The following is a 17,731-nucleotide window of genomic DNA, read 5'->3' on the forward strand; positions in this document are numbered from 1 at the left end:
CGGCATCGCGCTGGCCGCCATGCCCGACATGCCCTTCGGCGAGAAGAGCCTGACGCTCGACACCGGCGACATGGTCGTCCTGTTCACCGACGGCGTGACCGAGGCCTTCGACGGCGAGGACGTCATGTACGGCGACCCCCGGCTGGTCGCGGCGGTCGGGCGGCAGGCGGCGGCCACCGCGCGCGACGGGCTGGACGGGGTGCTGGCCGACGTCGCCCGCTTCACCGCCGGGGCGCCGCAGTCGGACGACATCACCTGCCTGGTCTTCCGCTGGCGCGGCGCGGCCACCGTCCCGCCGCGCACCCCGGCCGATGCCGAGGCGGTGGTGTGATACCAGCGAACGCTGGAACCAACCGTTCAAGCGTTCGCTGGCCGCCGCGACGGCGGCGGCGCGCTCCCATGAGCGCGGTAAAGCCCGCGTGGCGTCTGAACGCAATACGGCAGGTCAATTCATTGACGTGCCGGTATGGCAGGACGCGGAGATGTCGTCGGACCGGCGGCGGCGTGCTATAAGCGCGATCCACGCGAGGCGAGTTGAGGTCAGGGCATGAACATCACCGAACAGTCGGTCAACGGCGTCACCGTGTTGCGGACCGAGGGGCGAATCGACAGCGGCAACGCCGGCGAGTTCGAAACCGCCCTGGTCGGGGCGTTGGGTGCCGGTGGCACACGGCTTGTTGTGGATATGGAACGCCTTTCCTACATCAGTTCTGCAGGACTGCGATCGCTGCTGATCGCCGCCAAGAAGGCGCGACCCAGCGGCGGGCGCATCGCCCTGTCGGCCATGGCGCCGCACATTCGCGAGGTGTTCGATCTCAGCGGCTTCTCGTCGCTGTTCGAAATCCACGGCGACGCGGCGGCGGCCGTGACGGCGTTGGGCGGATGAGCCTGCAGGGCTGAACGGAACGGTGCCGGCGGCAGCCGGCTTTGCGAAGGGCGGCCCCGGCGAGGGGCCGGATGCAGCCATGGTACGCAGCAATCGACCCAACATCCTGGTGGTTGAGGACTCGCCGGTCGTCCGGCTGTCGGTGGTCGGTTACCTGGAGGGGCGCGGGTTCGAGGTGACGGAGGCCGAGAACGGCCGCGCCGCCATCCGCCAGCTCGACCGCCGCGATTTCGACCTGATCGTCACCGACGTCCTGATGCCGGAGGTCGACGGGATCGAACTGATCAAGGCGGCGCGGACCGCCCAGCCCGACGTGAAGATCCTGGCGATGTCCGGCGGCGCCCCCAACATGCCGGCCGGCTATCTGCTGAAGATGACGCGCATGTTCAACGCCGACGCCATCATCTACAAGCCCTTCCTCAACGAGGAGCTGGGGGCCGCCGTCGCCCGTCTTTTGGACCCGCCGCTGCCGAATTAAGCAGATCGAAGTCTTCGCCTAATATTTGGGCGCAAAAGAAAACGGCTTCGGAGCACGAAGCGCCGAAGCCGCAAGGGATGCGTGGAACCAACCGCCTCGTTCTTCGCAAACCTCATGCCAAACAACCCGCCGACCTCCGCCGGTTCCGGCCGGTGATCGGGAACGCCACTTGCCGGCTCCTGTTGATCGGGGAAGGCGGGCGGCGGCGTCGCTGCCCGCGAGACCAAGACTCTTCGCAGAGGGAGCCGACCACCATGGCGCAATACGAGAATCGATGGCGCGGTGAAGGCCGTGACTGGCGCGACGACGACCGGGATCGGGACCGGGACGACATGAACCGCGGGCGCGGCGAAAGCCGGCGTTACGGCGTCTACGACCCCGCCGACCGCACCTCCGCCGGTGAGCGTGGTGGCGACCGTGGCGGCGAGTGGCAGGGCGGGGGCGGCGCCTACCGCAATCCGCCGCACCTCCACCAGGACGACCAGGGCCGCAACTACCGCGACGCCGGCTACCGCGGCCAGGTCGGCAACGAATCCGGCGGCTACGGCCGCGACGCCGCGTCCGAACGCGGCGACTACGGCCGCGACAACGCCCGCGAGACCGAGCGGATCTATGGCCGCAGCTTCGCCGGCAGCCGCGACGCCAGCCGGTCCGGCTTCGGCGGCTACGGCGCCGGTTACGGCGGCCGTTCCGGGTCGAGCGGCTATGGCGGCTACGCCGGTGCCGGCAATCCCGGGACCGAGGGCGACTACACCAACCGCGACGTCGGCAGCGGCGGCTACCGCGACCAGGATTATGGCGTGCGCGACTACGGCGCCGGCGATTACGGCGTGCGCGGCCGCGGCACGCTCGGTTATGGCGGCCGTGACTATGGCGAGCGCAGCCGCGAGCATTCCGGCTACGACACCGACCGCAGCCGCAGCGACTGGGGTGGCCGGGGCTACGGCGACCGCGACATGGGCGGGCGGGATTACGGCGTCCGCAACTACGGCCAGCCGTCCGCCGACTACCGCGACCGCGGTGACATCTCCCGCAGCCGGGGCTATGGCGGCTATGGCGAGCCGTCGGGCGAGGTGCGCGGCGGACAGGTCCGCGACCGCGGCTTCTGGGAGCAGGCGGGCGACGAGATCGCCTCGTGGTTCGGCGACGACGATGCCGAGCGCCGGCGCCACGAGGACGAGATGCGCGCCGTCCAGCGCCGCAACAGCCACCGTGGCCGCGGCCCGACCGGCTACAGCCGCTCCGACGACCGCGTGCGCGAGGACGTCAACGACCGGCTGACCGACGACCCCTACATCGACGCCTCCGACATCGAGGTGTCGGTCAGCGGCGGCGAGGTGACGCTGGGCGGCATGGTGTCCGACCGCAACACCAAGCGCCGGGCCGAGGACGTCGCGGAGTCCGTCTCGGGCGTGACCCACGTGCAAAACAACCTGCGGGTCCGTCCGCAGAGCGACCGCAACCAGGGCGGCGGTTCGACCTGGGGCGGCCGTTCGACCGGGGCCGGCGCCTCGGCGATGGCCACGGCGGGCAGCACCAGCATGGGCACGACGACCGGCGGCCTGCAGGGCTCCGACACCACCGTCAACACCACCGGCGGGCTGGGGGCCGGCACCGGGTCGCTCACCGGGTCGGCCAGCCCGACCAGCACCGGCACCGGCAGTGGCACCAGCGGCGGTCCGGCGGCGGCCTCGGCCGGCACCGGGTCGATGACCGGCTCCACCACCGGCACCACCGGCTCGGCCGGCGGCAGCCGGTCGGCCTCGACGCGGAGCTGACCGGCGGGGCCGTTCCCCGGCCCCGGCAAGCCGGCGCCGTGTCGTCTTTTCCCGCCTCCGCCACCCCCGGCGCCGGTCCGTCCGGCGTCGGGGGTGGCGGAGGCTTTTCGTATGAAACCGAATTAATTTTCCATCGACCCGCTGTTCCTTGACAGTCCTGGCAACTCGACTATCGTCTGTTTTTGAAACCGGTGAGTTCCATTCATGCCTCTCGATTCGGAAGAGATACCCGACTGGCGCGCCCGGCGGCGCGAGTTGATCCTCGGCGCCGCCGCCGAGCTGTTCGCAGGCCGCGAATACGCCGCCGTCCAGGTCGAGGAGGTGGCGAAGCGGGCCGGCGTCGGCAAGGCGACGCTCTACCGCTACTTCCCGTCGAAGGAAGACCTCTATCTGGAATCGCTGGAACGCGCGCTGGGCGGGCTGGAGCAGAAGCTCGAGGCCCAGCTGGCGCCGCAGCAGGCGCCGGCCACCGCCCGGCTGACCGCGATGGTGTCGGCGCTGGTCGACACCCTGAGCGAGCAGTTGCAGACGCTGAAGATGCTGGGCGGCGACCAGTCCGACCTCGCCGACCGCACCCGGCGCGTGCTGCGCCGCCGCAGCCGCGGCACGGCGACGGCGCTGCAGAAGGTGCTGGCCGACGGCGTCGCCTCGGGCGAATTCCGCAAGATCGACCTCGAACTCGTGCCGCTGCTGATCATCGGCATGGTGCGTGGCGGCATCATGCAACTGGGCGACCGCCCGCGCGACGACCTGGAACGGTCGGTGATCGACCTGCTGATGACCGCAATCTCCATCAACCCATTTCTTTAACCGCCCTTTCTATAATCGGTCGCCGCACGTCGGCGTTTGGAGTCGCAATCGGAATGAGACGGCTGTTCCTGGTCCTGCTGGTCGCCGCCCTGGTCGGCGCCGGCGGGTACTACTGGTATGCGAAGAACCACGCCGGGGGCGAGGCGCAGGTGGCCAAGCAGTCGGCCAAGACGGCGGCTCCGGCGGGGGGGCGCGCCGTCCCGGTGGTGTCCAGCAAGGCCGAACTGCGCGCGGTGCCGGAGCTGATCTCCACCATCGGCAGCGTCCAGCCGATCGCCGCCATCGCCATCAAGGCGCGGGTCGACAGCGCGGTGGAAAGCGTCAACTTCACCGAAGGGCAGGAGCTGAAGGCCGGCGACACCCTGTTTACGCTGGACGCCCGCGCGCTGGAGGCGCAGTTGCGCCAAGCCCAGGCCAACCTGGAGCGCGACCGCGCCAGCCTGGAAAAGGCCAAGGGCGACGTCAAGCGCTACGCCGAGTTGGTCCGCACCAGCGCCGTCTCGCGCACCCAGTACGACGCCGCCGTCGCCACCGCCGACGCGCTGGAGGGCACGGTCAAGGCCGACCAGGCGGCGATCGAGGCGGCGAAGGTCTCGCTCAGCTTCACCCGCATCACCGCGCCAATGGACGGCCGCACCGGCACCGTCAACGCCAAGGTCGGCACCATGGTCCGCGCCGCCGACACCACGCCGCTGGTGACGCTGACCCAGCTCCGCCCGATCAACGTCTCGTTCAACGTCGCCGAAAAGAACCTGCCGGCAATCCGCGAGGCGATGGCCAAGGGCACCCTGCCGGTGACCGCCAGCATCGCCGGCGGCCATGGCGAGAAGGCCGAGGGGCGGCTGTCCTTCGTCGACAGCCAGGTCGACCAGCAGACCGGCACCATCCTGGTCAAGGGCGAGTTCCCCAACACCGACACCCGGCTGTGGCCCGGCCAGTTCGTCGACACCGTGCTGACCCTGCGCGTCGATCCCCAGGCGCTGACCATTCCCGAAATGGCGGTGCAGACCGGCCAGAAGGGCCGCTTCGTCTATGTCGTGAAGGCCGACGAGACGGTGGAGGTCCGCCCGATCGCCGTCGACCGCAGCCAGGGCGGCCTGACCGTCGTCGCGTCCGGCCTGCAGCCCGGCGAGCGGGTGGTGGTCGACGGCCAGTCGCGCCTGTTCCCCGGCGCCAAGGTGACCGAGCGCGCGGCGGACAAGCCGGCGGACGGCAAACCCACCAGTGAGAAGCCGGCTGGCAGCGAGACGGCCGAGCGCACCGGGAAACAGGGTTCGGCCGGCCAGAACGCCGCCGGCTCGCCGACCACCGGGGGTGCGACGTGAACCTCTCCGAACTCTGCATCCGCCGTCCGGTGATGACCATCCTGCTGACGGCGGCGCTGGTTCTGGGCGGTCTGGCGGCCTACCGCCAACTGCCGACCGCCGCGCTGCCGCGGGTGGACTTCCCGGTGGTCAGCGTCACCGCCACCCTGCCGGGCGCCGCGCCGGAGACGATGGCGGCCTCCGTCGCCAGCCCGCTGGAACGCGAGTTCTCCACCATCGCCGGCATCGACACCATCACGTCGAACAGCACGCTCGGCAACACCAACATCACCATCCAGTTCGTGCTGGAACGCGACATCGACGCCGCCGCCGCCGACGTGCAGGCCGCCATCGCCCGCACCCAGCGCCGCCTGCCGGCGGAGATGACGACGCCGCCCAGCTACCGCAAGGTCAACCCGGCCGACCAGCCGATCATCTTCCTGTCGCTCAACTCGCCGACGCTGCCGCTGTCGAAGCTGAACGACATCGCCGAGACGCTGATCCAGCCCAAGGTCGCCACCCTGCCGGGCGTCGCCCAGGTCCAGATCTACGGCTCGCAGAAATACGCGGTCCGCGTCCAGGTCAATCCGAACGCGCTGGCGCTGCGCGGCATCGGCATCGACGAGCTGCAGAAGGCGATGGCCGCCGCCAACGCCAACACGCCGGTCGGCACGCTGACCGGCCAGCAGCAGCAGCTGGTGATCGCCGCCAACCCGCAGTTGCCCGACGCCGCCGCCTTCCGCGGCCTGATCATCGCCTACCGCAACAACGCTCCCGTCAGGCTGGGCGACGTGGCGGAGGTGCTGGACAGCGTCGAGAACGACCGCACCGCCAGCTGGCTGAACGGCACCCGCAGCATCATGCTGGCGATCCAGCGCCAGCCCGACGCCAACACGGTGGAGGTGGTCGACCGCGTCCGCGCCCTGCTGCCCGCCTTCCAGGCGCAGTTGCCGGCCTCGGCCGCCATCAAGATCGTCAACGACCGCTCGGAATCGATCCGCGCCGCGGTGGAGGACGTGCAGTTCACCCTGGCGCTGACCATCGTGCTGGTCGTGCTGGTGATCTTCCTGTTCCTGCGCCGGCTGTCGGCGACGCTGATCCCGGCGCTGGCGGTGCCGATCTCGCTGATCGCGACGGCCGGCGGCATGCATCTGCTGGGCTTCTCGGTCGACAACATCTCGCTGATGGCGCTGACCCTGGCGGTCGGGCTGGTGGTGGACGACGCCATCGTGATGATGGAGAACATCGTCCGCTACGTCGAGGAGGGCATGCGGCCGTTCGACGCCGCCATCAAGGGCTCGCGCGAGATCGGCTTCACCATCCTGTCGATCACCCTGTCGCTGGTCGCGGTGTTCATCCCGATCCTGCTGATGGGCGGCGTGGTTGGCCGGCTGTTCCACGAGTTCGCCCTGGTGGTGACGATGTCGATCGCCGCGTCGGCCTTCGTGTCGCTGACGCTGACGCCGATGATGTGCTCGCGCTTCCTCACCCATCACAGCGAGAGGGAGAACTGGTTCGGCCGCACGCTGGAGGCCGGCTTCTCCGCCGTGCTGAACGGCTACGCCCGCACCCTGCGCTGGACGCTGCGCCACCGGCCGCTGATGGGGCTGGTGATGATCGCCACCGTGGTCGGCACCGTCCTGCTCTATCAGGCGATCCCCAAGGGCTTCTTCCCGACCGAGGACATCGGCCAGATCCAGGTGACGACCGAGGCGCGCGCCGACATCGCCTTCCCGTCGATGGCGGAGCGCCAGCAGCAGGTCGCCGCCATCATCAAGGCCAACCCGGCGGTGGTCGACGTCATCTCCTCGGTCGGCGTCGGCGGCAGCACCGGCAACCAGGGGCGCATGTTCCTGACGCTGGCGCCGCGCGACCAGCGCCCGGCGATGGCCGAGGTGATCCAGCAGTTGCGCCGGCAGGTCAACGGCATCCCCGGCATGGCGGTCTACATGCAGCCGGTGCAGAACCTGCGCATCGGCGGCCGCGCGTCGAAGAGCCTGTACCAGTACACCATCCAGGCGCTCGACCTCGACGAGCTGTACCAGTGGTCGGCCAAGCTGGAACAGTCGCTGCGCGGCATCGCCATCCTGCAGGACGTCACCAGCGACCTTCAGCTCAACAACCCGCAGGCCTACGTCCACATCGACCGCGAGAAGGCGGCGACGCTGGGCGTCGGCGTCGATCTGGTGCGCTCCACCCTCTACAGCGCCTTTGGCCAGCGCCAGGTGTCGACCATCTACACCCCCAGCAACGACTATCAGGTGCTGATCGAGCTGGAGCCAAAATACCAGACCGACGACAACGCGCTGTCGCGCATCTACGTCCGCTCCACCACCAGCGGCAAGCTGGTGCCGCTCGATGCCTTCGCCCGGGTGCAGCGCACCGCCGGGCCGCTGGCGGTCAACCACCAGGGCCAGTTGCCGGCGGTCACGCTGTCGTTCAACCTGGCGCCCGGCGCGTCGCTGGGGCAGGCGGTCGACCTGATCCGCGGGACGGAGCAGCAGATCGGGCTGCCCGCCACCGTCACCACCGGCTTCGCCGGCACCGCCCAGGTGTTCCAGGACGCCCAGGCCGGGCAGGCGCTGCTGCTGGGCGCGGCGGTGCTGGTGATCTACATCGTGCTGGGCGTGCTGTACGAGAGCTTCATCCACCCGCTGACCATCCTGTCCGGCCTGCCATCGGCGGCGATCGGCGCGCTGGCGACGCTGATGGCGTTCGACACCGAACTCAGCGTCATCGCCATCATCGGCATCCTGATGCTGATCGGCATCGTGAAGAAGAACGCGATCATGATGATCGACTTCGCGGTGGAGGCGCGGCGCGGCGGCATGACGGCGCGCGACGCCATCGAGCAGGCCTGCCTGCTGCGCTTCCGCCCGATCATCATGACGACGATGGCGGCGATCATGGGCACGCTGCCGATCGCCATCGCCCATGGCGCCGCGGCGGAGCTGCGCCAGCCGCTCGGCCTCGCCGTGGTCGGTGGCCTGTGCGTGTCGCAGGTGCTGACGCTCTACATCACGCCGTCGCTGTATCTCTACATGGAGGATCTGGGCCGCTTCGTCGGCGGCCTGTTCCACCGCGGCCGCAAGGCGGAGGTGCCGCACGGCTCGATGCCGGCGGACGGCGACGACTGAGTTTTCTTTATTGACCCTCTCCCGCCTCTCGCGCAAACGCAGTTTGCGCTGACGGCGTCAGGCGGATCGAAGATCCGCTGAGAGCCCCGGGAGAGGGAGGGGACCCACGAAGTGGGGAGGGTGAGGGGTGACGCAAGAATCGAGCGCCTTGATCCTTGCATCACCCCTCACCCGCCCGCTTCGCGGGCACCCTCTCCCGGGACGGGAGAGGGAGTCATTAGGCGATAACCCTGACGATGGGTTCACGCCGTCGCCGGCCGGACCGTGGCCGGGGCGTTCAGGGCCGGCGCCAGGGTGCCGGGTTCCATCAGCGAGGCGGTGACGGTCGGGGCCTTCCAGCTCAGGCTGTCGAAGGCGCCGCAATGGCCGCACAGGCCGCCCCAGGCGTGGCTGACCGCGCCGCAGGAGCCGCAGCTCCAGGCCGGGTCGGCCGGGGCCGCGGCGGCCTTGGCCAGCCAGTCGCGCGCCGCCGCCTCGTCGTTGCGCTCGTTGCGCTCCAACTCGGCCAGCAGGCGGTAGAGCCGGCGCGACGGCTCGATCTCCAGCGCGCGGGTCACATGCTGCCGGGCCTCGCCCCACAGCTGGGCCTCCATCGCCACGCGGGCCAGCGCGATGTGCGACTCGGCCGAATCCGGCGACTGGCGCACCAGCTTCTGGAACAGCTTGACGCGGGTCAGCGGGTCGTAGCTGTCGACGACGACGCGGTAGACGTCGGCCAGCTCCGGGTGCGGCGACTGGCGCCACGCCCGTTCCACCACCTTGGCGGCCGGCTTCAGCCGGTCGTCGGCGGCGAGCAGGCGGGACAGCCGCACCGCGGCCGGGACGAAGCCGGGCATCAGGTCGTGCGCCGCCTGGGCGTGCGACAGGGCGGCGTCGGCGCGGCCGCGGCGCTCCGCCTCGAAGCTGCGCTCCAGCAGCAGGACGGTGCGGTGGCGGCGGCCCTCGGCGGTCGGAATGGCGCCGGCCTGGATCGCCTGCTGCAGCGTGCCTTCGGCCGCCGCCCAGTCGCCCGAGCGGGCTTCCAGGTCGTACAGCGTGCCGAGCAGCCAGGGCGTGTTCGGCTGCAGGTTGCGCGCCTTGCGGGCCAGCGCCAGCGCCTCCACCCGGTCGCCGGACTTGATCGCCTGGGTCAGCAGGCCGCGCATGCCGAGGAAGGCCGTCTCCGGCCGTTCCAGCATGGCGTTGAAATACTGCTTGGCGGCGCGCTCGTCGCCCTGCAGCTGGGCGGCCTGGGCCGACAGCAGCATGGTCAGCGGCGGCTCGTTCAGCAGCCCGTCGGCCTTGCGCGCCATCTTGCGCGCGGTCGGCGCGTCGCCGGCGGCGATGGCCACCATGCCCTGGGTCAGGGCGCGGTAGCCGCGTTCGCGGCGGCGGGTGCGGCTGAAGCGGCGGATGCGGGTCGGCGTGCGGACGACGCCGCGCAGCAGGCGGTAGCCCAGCGCCGCGATGCCCAGCGCCGCCAGCGCGACCAGCAGCGCCACCCAGAAGGGCGCCTCGACCGCGTAGCCCAGCCAGTGGACGCTGACCGTGCCCGGCCGGTCGGCCAGCCAGATGGCGGCCGCGATGACGATCGCGACCTTCAGAAGGAACCAGAGGGCGCGGATCATTGGGCCGCCCCTTTCCCGCCGGCGGCGGTGGTCAGCAGGGCGATGGCGCGGTCGTTCAACTGGCGGGCGGCCTGATCGGCGGCCAGACGCGCCTTGGCGTCGGCCAGCCACGGGGCGGCGACCTGCGCCGCCGGGCCTTGCAGGGCCGACAGCTCCTCCACCGCCTTGGCGAGGTTGCCGCTGTTCAGCGCCGCTTCGGCGCGGGCGACGATGGCGTCGGCGGTGGTGCCGACGACCCCGCCACCCTCGCGGCGGACGGTGACCAGCGTCGACAGCTTGCCGACCGCCGAGTCGATCCAGCTGTTGCCCTCACCGCGAACCTCGGCGCGCACGATCTCGCCGGTCAGCGGTTGGAAACGATCGGTCAGTTGCGCCCGCGTCGGGATGCCCTTGGCGGCGTAGGGCGCCACGGCGTCGAGCGGCTGGGTCACCCCGGCGTCGGCGATGCCGAGCGCCCGCACCGCCTGCAGGTCCTGCTGGAACGGCTGGCCGTTGGCGAGCGTGGCGCGCAATTGCCCGGCGGCGAGCACCAGGGCCTGGGCGGAGGCGGCGGCGTCCTGGCGCTGCTCCACCGCCTGGCTGACGCCGGAGAGCTGCTGCTTCAACTGGTCGACGTCGCCGCGCAGAGCCTGCGCGGCCTGGCTGTTGCCGGAGACGGCGGTGAGCTTCTGCTCCAGACCGGCGATGCGGTCGGCCAGTTCCTTGCGCGCGCTTTCGGCACCGGTGTCCGCGGTGGCGGCCGGGCGCTTCTCCAGCGCGTCGATCCGCTGGGTCAGCGCGGCGACGGCGGCCTCGGCGTTGCCGTTCGCGGGCTGGGCGGCGGCTTGGGCGGCGGGGCGCTGCTCCAGCTTGCCGATGCGGTCGGTCAATTGCTGGATCTGGGCGCGCAGCGCCGGGTCGGCCGGAGCGGCGGCGGGGGCGCTGGAGGAGGACGGGGCCGAGGCGGCCGGCCAGCCGGCGAGGGTCGGACCCCACCAGGGCTCGGCCAGCGCGGCGGCGCCGACCAGCAGCGCCACGATCGACAGCGCGGTGGCGAAGCCGCTGCCGGAACGCGGCTCGTCGACATAGGCCGGCGACGGACCGATGGTCGGGCGGGCCGGCTCCGACTCGATCCTGCTGCTGGCGGTGCCGCTGCCGGACGTGGTCCAGGGCGTGGCGGTCGCCGACGGCTTGACCTCTTCGGCCTTGTCGGCGTCGATCTTACCGGCGTCAATCTTACTGGGGTCGGCCGCCAGCGGCTCGGCGCCGGGCTTGGGCGCGTCCGGATCGGCGATCGGCGAGGCGGCCTCGATCGGCGTGGCGGGCGGAACCAGCGCGTCGCCGCCCTGCGGCTCGGCGGGAGCGTCGATGATCACCGGGGTGCCACCGGGAATGCTGTCGGCCGGCGATGCGGTCGGCACCGGCTCGACCGCAACGGCGGTGGTGGCGGCGCTGTCGATCGCGGGCCGGTCCTCGCTGGGGGTGGCGGCGTCGAGATCGGCGTCGTCCAGCTTGATGCGGTGCTTGGCCGCGGCGCTGCGCAGGTCGGCGTGGCGGGCCAGCGGGATGGCCCCGCGTTTCTTCCAGCCCTGCACCGTGGTCACCGGGGTGTCCAGTTTGTTGGCCATCGGCCGGATGCCGCCGAACCGTTCGACGATGCGGTCGACCGCCGCATTGCTGCCCGCGGTGTTGCTGGGGGAGGCGCCGTCGCCGTCGCGATCGGGGGCCGGACGGTCCGAACCGCCGCGATCGCTGCCGGGGCGTTCGGAGCCTGGACGAGAGGTCATGGGCTGTACCTTCGGTTCGCTGTTGTTCGTCTTAACGCCACAGCCCCCAAACCGGTCCCTCTCGTCCTGGTAGGGCCGGCTTTACCCGGCGTCCGGCAACAGATCGAGCAAGGCCTCCTGCTCCGGCCGGGACGCCACCCGTACGCTTCGCCACGGCGTCACCTCCTGGTCGCCGTACGCGCGGGCAGCCTCCGCGACCGCGGGGCTGAGACAGAACGCATCGACCGTACGACAACAGTCGACCAGTCCGGCCTCGGCCAGCAACCTAACAAAGGAACGGGCGGTACGGGGAGAGAAAAACAACACGCCACCGACGCCGGACGTACGCAAAAATGTCGCGGTCTCGTCGGACAGGCACCGGGCGGGTACGGCGTCGTACATCACGCTGCGGTGCAGCGTGAACCCGGCGGCCCCCAGCAGCCCGGCGAGGTCGCCCGCCACCTTGCTTCCCGCCACATGCAGCAGGGCTCCGGCCGCCGGATCGCGCAGCGCCTTCACCCGCTCGGCCAGGGCGTACACATCGCCCGAGGCGCTGTCGACCTGGGCAAATCCAGCCTCGGCCGCGGCGCGGGCGGTGGCGTCGCCGACGGCGTGCACCGGACGGTCACGCCGGCTCGTACGTTTGGAGTAGGCCCGTACGCCGTTTGCGCTGGTGAACAGCAGCGCCTGTACGTCGGAGAGGTCGGGTTCCGGCCCGTCGAGCCAGCGGATCGCCAGCATCGGCTCCACCGCGGTGGCGTGGCCGAGCGCCTCCAGCCGGCGGACCAGCGGTTCGGCATCCTCCATCGGACGGGTGACGAGGAGGCGCGTACGGGGTCGTTCGGCTGGTTTTTCCGTCATCCGGAAAATCCGCTGGCGGTGGGTCAGTGGGGGATGGCGGCGAAGAAGTCCGGCGGCAACTGCGCCCGGATCTCCGCCCCGGCGTCGGCGCCCATCGACTCGGCCTCGGCGGCGGTGCCGTGGCGCTCGGCGCGGAAGATGCGGCGGCCGTCGGGCGACAGCACCTTGGCGCGCAGGTGCAGCGCGTCGCCGTCCAGCACCGCCAGCGCCGCGATCGGCGTGCGGCACGAACCGTCGAGCGCGGCGAGCAGCGCGCGCTCCGCGGTGACGCGGATCATGGTCTCCCGGCAGTTCAGCGGGGCGATCAGGGCGCGGGTGTCGTCGTCGGCGCTGCGGATCTCGATGCCGATGGCGCCCTGGGCGACCGCCGGCAGCATGGTTTCCGGCTCCAGCACCGCGGTGATGCGCTGGGTCAGCCCCAACCGGCGCAGACCGGCCAGCGCCAGCAGGGTGGCGTCGACCTCCCCGGCGTCGAGCTTGGACAGGCGGGTCTGGACGTTGCCGCGCAGCGGCACGATGGTCAGGTCGGGGCGCAGCTCCAGCACCTGGGCCTGACGGCGCAGGCCGGCGGTGCCGACGACGGCGCCGGCCGGCAGGTCGGCCAGGCCGCTGCCGGAGCGGGCGAAGAAGGCGTCGCGCGGATCCTCGCGCGGCAGCAGGGTGGCGATCTCCAGCCCGTCGGGCAGCAGGGTCGGCACGTCCTTCATCGAATGGACGGCCAGATCGGCGCGGCCGTCGAACAGCGCCTCCTCCAGCTCCTTGGTGAACAGGCCCTTACCGCCCGCTTCCGCCAGGGTGCGGTCGAGGATGCGGTCGCCCGTGGTCTTGAAGACGACGATCTCGATGGCGCCCGGAGCCGACAGGTGCGGATGGGCGGCGATCAGGCGGTCGCGGGTTTCGTGGGCCTGCGCCAGCGCCAGCGGGCTGCCGCGCGTCCCGATACGGAGCGGGTGGGTCGTCATAGGGCGAGTTCTAGGGGATCCGCGCAGCTTTGCAAGGATTCGTCGCCCCCTCCTCCGGAAGATTGAGGCGGATCAATAATCGTTCGTGGACCCTTGAACCAAGCGGGGGAGGGGACGCTGTGCGGTCACCACCGTCCGCCGGCTATCGGGCGTCCAGGGCGCGCCGTCGAAATCGCCGCAGACGGTGCCGAGGGTCAGGCCGGCCCCGGCGATCAGCGACTCCAGCTCCGCCCGGCCGGTCATCCGCCAGTCGAAGGCGAAGCGGGTCGTCCGGATCGCGCCGTCCGGCATCAGCTCGTCGTACCAGCCGGCGATGCGCTGCACGCCGCGGGCGTCGACGGCGCCGGCCTGGGCGTGGCGGACCACCGGGTTGCCGCTGCGCGGGTGGCGCCGGGGCCGCGACGGCGAGGGGGCGGGGTCGGCCTCCTGCGGCAGGGTCGCCGGATTCATGACGTCGAGCGCCACCACGCCGCCGGGGGCGAGGTGCCGGACCGCCGCGGCCAGCACGCGACTCTGCTGGTCGCGGTCGGCGACCAGCATCAGCAGGTTGAAGGGCAGCAGCACCAGGCGGGCGGCGATCTCCGGCCGGTCGTGGGGCAGGTCGAGGTCGGCGGCGTCGCCGTGGAGGATGCGGACGCGGTCGCGCACCGCCGCCGGCTCGTCGGCCAGCTTGGCACGGAGCTGGTCGAGCATGGCGGCGGAGACGTCGACCGCCCAGACCTCCAGCCCGGCGCGGGCCAGCGGGATGGTCAGCCGCCCGGTGCCGCAGCCGATCTCCAGCACCGGGCCGCCGTGGCCGAGCGCCTGTCCGGTGTAGAAGGCGACGTCGCCCAGCAGGCCCATCCGCGCCAGGACCAGCGCCTTTTCCGCAGCCTCCGCCGCCGTCGCCTCCCCGATCTCCAGCGAGGGGTAGTCGGCGTCGTAATAGAGGATGCTGCCGTCGTCGGCCGGGGTGTCGGGGTTCATAACTCGACGCTATACCCAAGCGGCCAAGGCGGCTAGTTTGGCGGCATGATCGTTCTTGGAATCGAAACGAGCTGCGACGAGACGGCCGCGGCCATCGTCACCGACGCGCGCGAGATCCGCGCCGACGTCGTGCTGTCGCAACTGGACGACCACACGCCCTATGGCGGCGTCGTCCCGGAAATCGCCGCGCGCGCCCATCTCCAGCATCTGGACGGGCTGATCCGCCGCGCCATGGCGGAGGCCGGGGTCGGCTTCGGCGATCTCGACGCGGTGGCGGCGACCGGCGGGCCGGGGCTGATCGGCGGCGTCATCGTTGGGGTGATGACCGCCAAGGCCATCGCCGCGGCGCGCGGGCTGCCCTTCGTCGCCGTCAACCATCTGGAAGGCCACGCGCTGACCGCCCGGCTGACCGACGACGTCGCCTTCCCCTACCTGCTGCTGCTGGTGTCGGGCGGCCATTGCCAGCTGCTGGCGGTGGAGGGGGTGGGGCGCTACCGCCGGCTCGGTACCACCATCGACGACGCGGTGGGCGAGGCGTTCGACAAGACCGCCAAGCTGCTGGGGCTGGGCTATCCCGGTGGGCCGCTGGTGGAAAAGGCGGCGGCGCGGGCGACCGATCCCGGCCGGTTCGCGCTGCCGCGCCCGATGCTGGGGCGGCCGGGCTGCGACTTCTCCTTTTCCGGCCTGAAGACCGCGGTGCGCCGGCATGTCGAGGAGCTGGGGGCGCCGCTGTCCGCCGCCGACCGCGACGACCTCGCCGCCGCCTTCCAGGCGACGGTGGCGGAGGTGCTGGCCGACCGCTGCGCCCGCGCCATCCGCCGCTTCAAGGAGGACCACCCGCAGGGCGGCGCCCTGGTGGTCGCCGGTGGCGTCGCGGCCAACACGGCGATCCGTAGCCGGCTGGCGACGCTGGCGGCGGCGGAGCGCATGCCCTTCGTCGCGCCGCCGCTGCGCCTGTGCACCGACAACGCGGCGATGATCGCCTGGGCCGGGATCGAGCGCTTCCGCCTGGGCCAGAGCGACCCGCTGAACTTCGCCCCGCGCCCACGCTGGCCGCTGGATCCCACCGCGGCGCCGGTGATCGGGCGCGCGGGTGTCGGGTCGGGGGTGAAGGCGTGAGTTTCTCCCTCTCCCGCCCCGGGAGAGGGAAGGGGCCCATGGCATCGCCATGGGAAGGGTGAGGGGTGAGGCAAGGGTCAAGCTCCATGTCTGGATCACCCCTCGCCCTCCCGCCTTCGGCGGGTCCCTCCCTCTCCCGGGGCGGGAGAGGGTCTTAAGGACGGTATAGCGAGAGTGGCGAGATGATGAATTCGGCTTCCTCCCCCCTCAACCGTGTCGGTGTCGTCGGTGGCGGCGCCTGGGGTACGGCGTTGGCGCTGGCGGCGTTGCGGGCCGGGCGGGACACGCTGCTGTGGGCGCGCGAGCCGGCGGTGGTCGAGGCGATGAGCATCCGGCGCGAGAATCGCGACTATCTGCCGGGCGTGCCGCTGCCCGACGCGCTGCGGGTCACCGGTGAGCTGGACGATCTCGGCGGCTGCGACGCGGTGCTGCTGGTGTCGCCGGCGCAGCACGCCCGCGCGGTCTGCGCCCGGATGGCGCCGGTGCTGAAGCCGGGGGCGCCGGTGGTGGTCTGCGCCAAGGGGATCGAGCTGGACAGCCACGCGCTGATGAGCGAGGCGGTCGCCGCGGCGCTGCCCGCCGGCACGCCGGTGGCGATCCTGTCCGGCCCGACCTTCGCGGCGGAGGTGGCGCGCGGCCTGCCGACCGCGGTGACGCTGGCCTGTGCGGACCATGACCTGGGCACGGCGCTGGTCGCGGCGCTGGGCAGCCGGACCTTCCGGCCCTACCGGTCGGACGACGTCGTCGGCTCGCAGGTCGGCGGGGCGGTGAAGAACGTGCTGGCGATCGCCTGCGGCGTGGTCGAGGGGCGGCGGCTGGGCGACAACGCGCGGGCGGCGCTGATCACCCGCGGGCTGGCCGAGATCACCCGGCTGGCGCTGGCGCTCGGCGGCCGGGCGGAGACGCTGATGGGGCTGTCGGGGCTGGGCGACCTGACGCTGACCTGCTCCAGCCTGCAATCGCGCAACATGTCGCTGGGCGCCGCGCTGGGCGAGGGCAAGGCGCTGGCCGACATCCTGGCCGTCCGCCGCTCGGTGGCGGAAGGGGTTTACACCGCCGCCGCCGTGGTCGGGCTGGCGGCGACGCGGGGGGTCGACATGCCGATCTGCGCCGCCGTCGACGCCATCCTCAACCACGGCGCCGGGCTGGACGAGACCATCGACGGGCTGCTGTCGCGTCCCTTCCGTGGTGAAGGGGTTTAGGGAACCGCCTTTTCCGTCCAGCCGGCGGCGCGCACCGCCGGGGCGTGGGTGCGGCTGACCGGCACGCGCAGGCCGTTGGTCAGGCGCAGCGCCAGCTTGCCGTCCGGCTTGCGCTCCACCGCCGCCACCGCGGCGGCGGCCACCCAGTAGGAGCGGTGGACCTGCAGGCCGTCGATCCCGGCCAGCTCCGCCACCGCGTCGCGCAGCCGCATCAGGATCAGGTCGCTGCCGCCCGTGGTGTGGACGCGGACGTAATGATCCTCCATCTCCAGCGCCAGCAGCTCACGGCCGAGTCGGGGCGGGATGCGGTCGAGGAAGGGGGCGTCGGACGCGGTGGCCGGCGCCGGATCAGGGGGCGCCGGACCGGGGGTTGCCGGTGCGGGGGCGGGGGCGTGGCCCACCAGCCCATGGTCGCGCAGCTCCAGCCAGACCGGCAGGGCCGACACCAGCGCGGTGATGACCAGCACATAGCCGAACAGCTCGGCCAGCCCGGCCGGGGAGAGATAGTCCCGGTCACGCAGATGGTGCTCCAGCAGGGCGACCACGATGGTCTGGCCCAGGCTGACGGTGACGAAGGCGGCGGCCAGCATCAGCGGCCATGACCGCTCCAGGTCGGGCAGCACCCGGCGGGCGACCACCATCACCAGCTCGAACATCAGCGACCCGGTGGCGATCAGGCTCCCCCAATAGGCCAGCCGGACGCCGAAGCCCATCTCGCGAAAGGTGCCGAACGGCCCCAGCACCGCCAGCGTGACGATGGTCGCCGCCATCAGCGGCAGGCGCCGTCGCAGCAGGCGGTGGCGATAGGGCATCGGCGAGGAACGCTGAGCGTGGAGTTGCAAGGATGAAGGCCCCGATGGACGCTGCCGGCGTTGG

Annotated in this window: 15 protein-coding genes; 9 read left to right on the forward strand and 6 right to left on the reverse strand. The window is 71.8% G+C overall.

All coding sequences use genetic code 11. The features are described 5' to 3' along the window. The 7 genes from TSO352_RS28240 to TSO352_RS28270 all read left to right on the forward strand — a co-directional run. Positions 1-331 (forward strand): SpoIIE family protein phosphatase (locus tag TSO352_RS28240; protein ID WP_146210817.1); only part of this gene is annotated, 331 nt, incomplete at its 5' end. 216 nt (positions 332-547) lie between these two features. Continuing rightward, positions 548-886, forward strand: coding sequence for an STAS domain-containing protein (locus TSO352_RS28245; protein WP_109110376.1), 339 nt, complete (start codon positions 548-550; stop codon positions 884-886). A gap of 79 nt (positions 887-965) precedes the next feature. After that, positions 966-1,364, forward strand: coding sequence for a response regulator (locus TSO352_RS28250; RefSeq protein ID WP_109110377.1), 399 nt, complete (start codon positions 966-968; stop codon positions 1,362-1,364). A gap of 254 nt (positions 1,365-1,618) precedes the next feature. Beyond that, the gene (locus tag TSO352_RS34325; RefSeq protein ID WP_109110378.1) at positions 1,619-3,142 is read left to right on the forward strand and encodes a BON domain-containing protein; all 1,524 of its coding nucleotides are present in this window, start codon (positions 1,619-1,621) and stop codon (positions 3,140-3,142) included. A gap of 204 nt (positions 3,143-3,346) precedes the next feature. Then, positions 3,347-3,952, forward strand: coding sequence for a TetR/AcrR family transcriptional regulator (locus TSO352_RS28260; RefSeq protein WP_109110379.1), 606 nt, complete (start codon positions 3,347-3,349; stop codon positions 3,950-3,952). 53 nt (positions 3,953-4,005) lie between these two features. Further along, the gene (locus TSO352_RS28265; protein WP_109110380.1) at positions 4,006-5,277 is read left to right on the forward strand and encodes an efflux RND transporter periplasmic adaptor subunit; all 1,272 of its coding nucleotides are present in this window, start codon (positions 4,006-4,008) and stop codon (positions 5,275-5,277) included. Beyond that, a complete protein-coding gene (locus tag TSO352_RS28270; protein ID WP_109110381.1) occupies positions 5,274-8,393 on the forward strand; it encodes an efflux RND transporter permease subunit in 3,120 nt (1,039 codons plus the stop codon). The genes TSO352_RS28265 and TSO352_RS28270 overlap by 4 nt, the downstream gene beginning before the upstream one ends. A 242-nt stretch (positions 8,394-8,635) precedes the next feature. Here TSO352_RS28270 and TSO352_RS28275 read toward each other — a convergent pair whose 3' ends face one another. The 5 genes from TSO352_RS28275 to TSO352_RS28295 form a co-directional block, all read right to left on the reverse strand. Beyond that, on the reverse strand, positions 8,636-10,000 hold the full coding sequence (locus TSO352_RS28275; protein ID WP_109110382.1) for a heme biosynthesis HemY N-terminal domain-containing protein: 1,365 nt from the start codon (positions 9,998-10,000) through the stop codon (positions 8,636-8,638). Continuing rightward, on the reverse strand, positions 9,997-11,766 hold the full coding sequence (locus TSO352_RS28280) for a mitofilin family membrane protein (protein WP_109110383.1): 1,770 nt from the start codon (positions 11,764-11,766) through the stop codon (positions 9,997-9,999). The genes TSO352_RS28275 and TSO352_RS28280 overlap by 4 nt, the downstream gene beginning before the upstream one ends. An 81-nt stretch (positions 11,767-11,847) precedes the next feature. After that, positions 11,848-12,606: a uroporphyrinogen-III synthase gene (locus TSO352_RS28285; protein WP_109110384.1), complete on the reverse strand. Its 759-nt coding sequence runs from the start codon at positions 12,604-12,606 to the stop codon at positions 11,848-11,850. 23 nt (positions 12,607-12,629) lie between these two features. After that, positions 12,630-13,568, reverse strand: a complete 939-nt coding sequence (gene hemC, locus TSO352_RS28290) for a hydroxymethylbilane synthase (RefSeq protein ID WP_109110385.1) — start codon at positions 13,566-13,568, stop codon at positions 12,630-12,632. Positions 13,569-13,640: 72 nt separating this feature from the next. Next, a complete protein-coding gene (locus tag TSO352_RS28295; RefSeq protein WP_109110386.1) occupies positions 13,641-14,534 on the reverse strand; it encodes a class I SAM-dependent methyltransferase in 894 nt (297 codons plus the stop codon). A 45-nt stretch (positions 14,535-14,579) separates the two neighbouring features. Between TSO352_RS28295 and tsaD the strand changes: the two genes are divergently transcribed. Further along, positions 14,580-15,653 carry a tRNA (adenosine(37)-N6)-threonylcarbamoyltransferase complex transferase subunit TsaD gene (gene tsaD / locus TSO352_RS28300; RefSeq protein WP_109110387.1) on the forward strand — a complete coding sequence of 358 codons (1,074 nt, stop codon included), beginning with the start codon at positions 14,580-14,582 and terminating at the stop codon, positions 15,651-15,653. 185 nt (positions 15,654-15,838) lie between these two features. Further along, positions 15,839-16,855 (forward strand): NAD(P)H-dependent glycerol-3-phosphate dehydrogenase, encoded by a 1,017-nt coding sequence (locus TSO352_RS28305; RefSeq protein WP_199231779.1) that lies wholly within the window; start codon positions 15,839-15,841, stop codon positions 16,853-16,855. On the opposite strand, the gene TSO352_RS28310 is transcribed toward TSO352_RS28305, so the two are convergent. Continuing rightward, the gene (locus tag TSO352_RS28310) at positions 16,852-17,697 is read right to left on the reverse strand and encodes a LytTR family DNA-binding domain-containing protein (protein WP_247872479.1); all 846 of its coding nucleotides are present in this window, start codon (positions 17,695-17,697) and stop codon (positions 16,852-16,854) included. The two genes, TSO352_RS28305 and TSO352_RS28310, sit on opposite strands and share 4 nt — an antisense overlap. Positions 17,698-17,731 lie beyond the last annotated feature (34 nt).

This window comes from Azospirillum sp. TSO35-2 (assembly GCF_003116095.1).
In the GTDB taxonomy this organism is placed as follows: domain Bacteria; phylum Pseudomonadota; class Alphaproteobacteria; order Azospirillales; family Azospirillaceae; genus Azospirillum.

Excerpts from the sequence above, each read along its gene's own strand:
- TSO352_RS28245 (WP_109110376.1), top strand. The coding sequence starts at position 548 with ATGAACATCACCGAACAGTCGGTCAACGGCGTCACCGTGTTGCGGACC.
- TSO352_RS28250 (WP_109110377.1), top strand. The coding sequence starts at position 966 with ATGGTACGCAGCAATCGACCCAACATCCTGGTGGTTGAGGACTCGCCG.
- TSO352_RS34325 (WP_109110378.1), top strand. The coding sequence starts at position 1,619 with ATGGCGCAATACGAGAATCGATGGCGCGGTGAAGGCCGTGACTGGCGC.
- TSO352_RS28260 (WP_109110379.1), top strand. The coding sequence starts at position 3,347 with ATGCCTCTCGATTCGGAAGAGATACCCGACTGGCGCGCCCGGCGGCGC.
- TSO352_RS28265 (WP_109110380.1), top strand. The coding sequence starts at position 4,006 with ATGAGACGGCTGTTCCTGGTCCTGCTGGTCGCCGCCCTGGTCGGCGCC.
- TSO352_RS28275 (WP_109110382.1), bottom strand. The coding sequence starts at position 10,000 with ATGATCCGCGCCCTCTGGTTCCTTCTGAAGGTCGCGATCGTCATCGCG.
- TSO352_RS28280 (WP_109110383.1), bottom strand. The coding sequence starts at position 11,766 with ATGACCTCTCGTCCAGGCTCCGAACGCCCCGGCAGCGATCGCGGCGGT.
- TSO352_RS28285 (WP_109110384.1), bottom strand. The coding sequence starts at position 12,606 with ATGACGGAAAAACCAGCCGAACGACCCCGTACGCGCCTCCTCGTCACC.
- hemC (WP_109110385.1), bottom strand. The coding sequence starts at position 13,568 with ATGACGACCCACCCGCTCCGTATCGGGACGCGCGGCAGCCCGCTGGCG.
- TSO352_RS28295 (WP_109110386.1), bottom strand. The coding sequence starts at position 14,534 with ATGAACCCCGACACCCCGGCCGACGACGGCAGCATCCTCTATTACGAC.
- tsaD (WP_109110387.1), top strand. The coding sequence starts at position 14,580 with ATGATCGTTCTTGGAATCGAAACGAGCTGCGACGAGACGGCCGCGGCC.
- TSO352_RS28305 (WP_199231779.1), top strand. The coding sequence starts at position 15,839 with ATGAATTCGGCTTCCTCCCCCCTCAACCGTGTCGGTGTCGTCGGTGGC.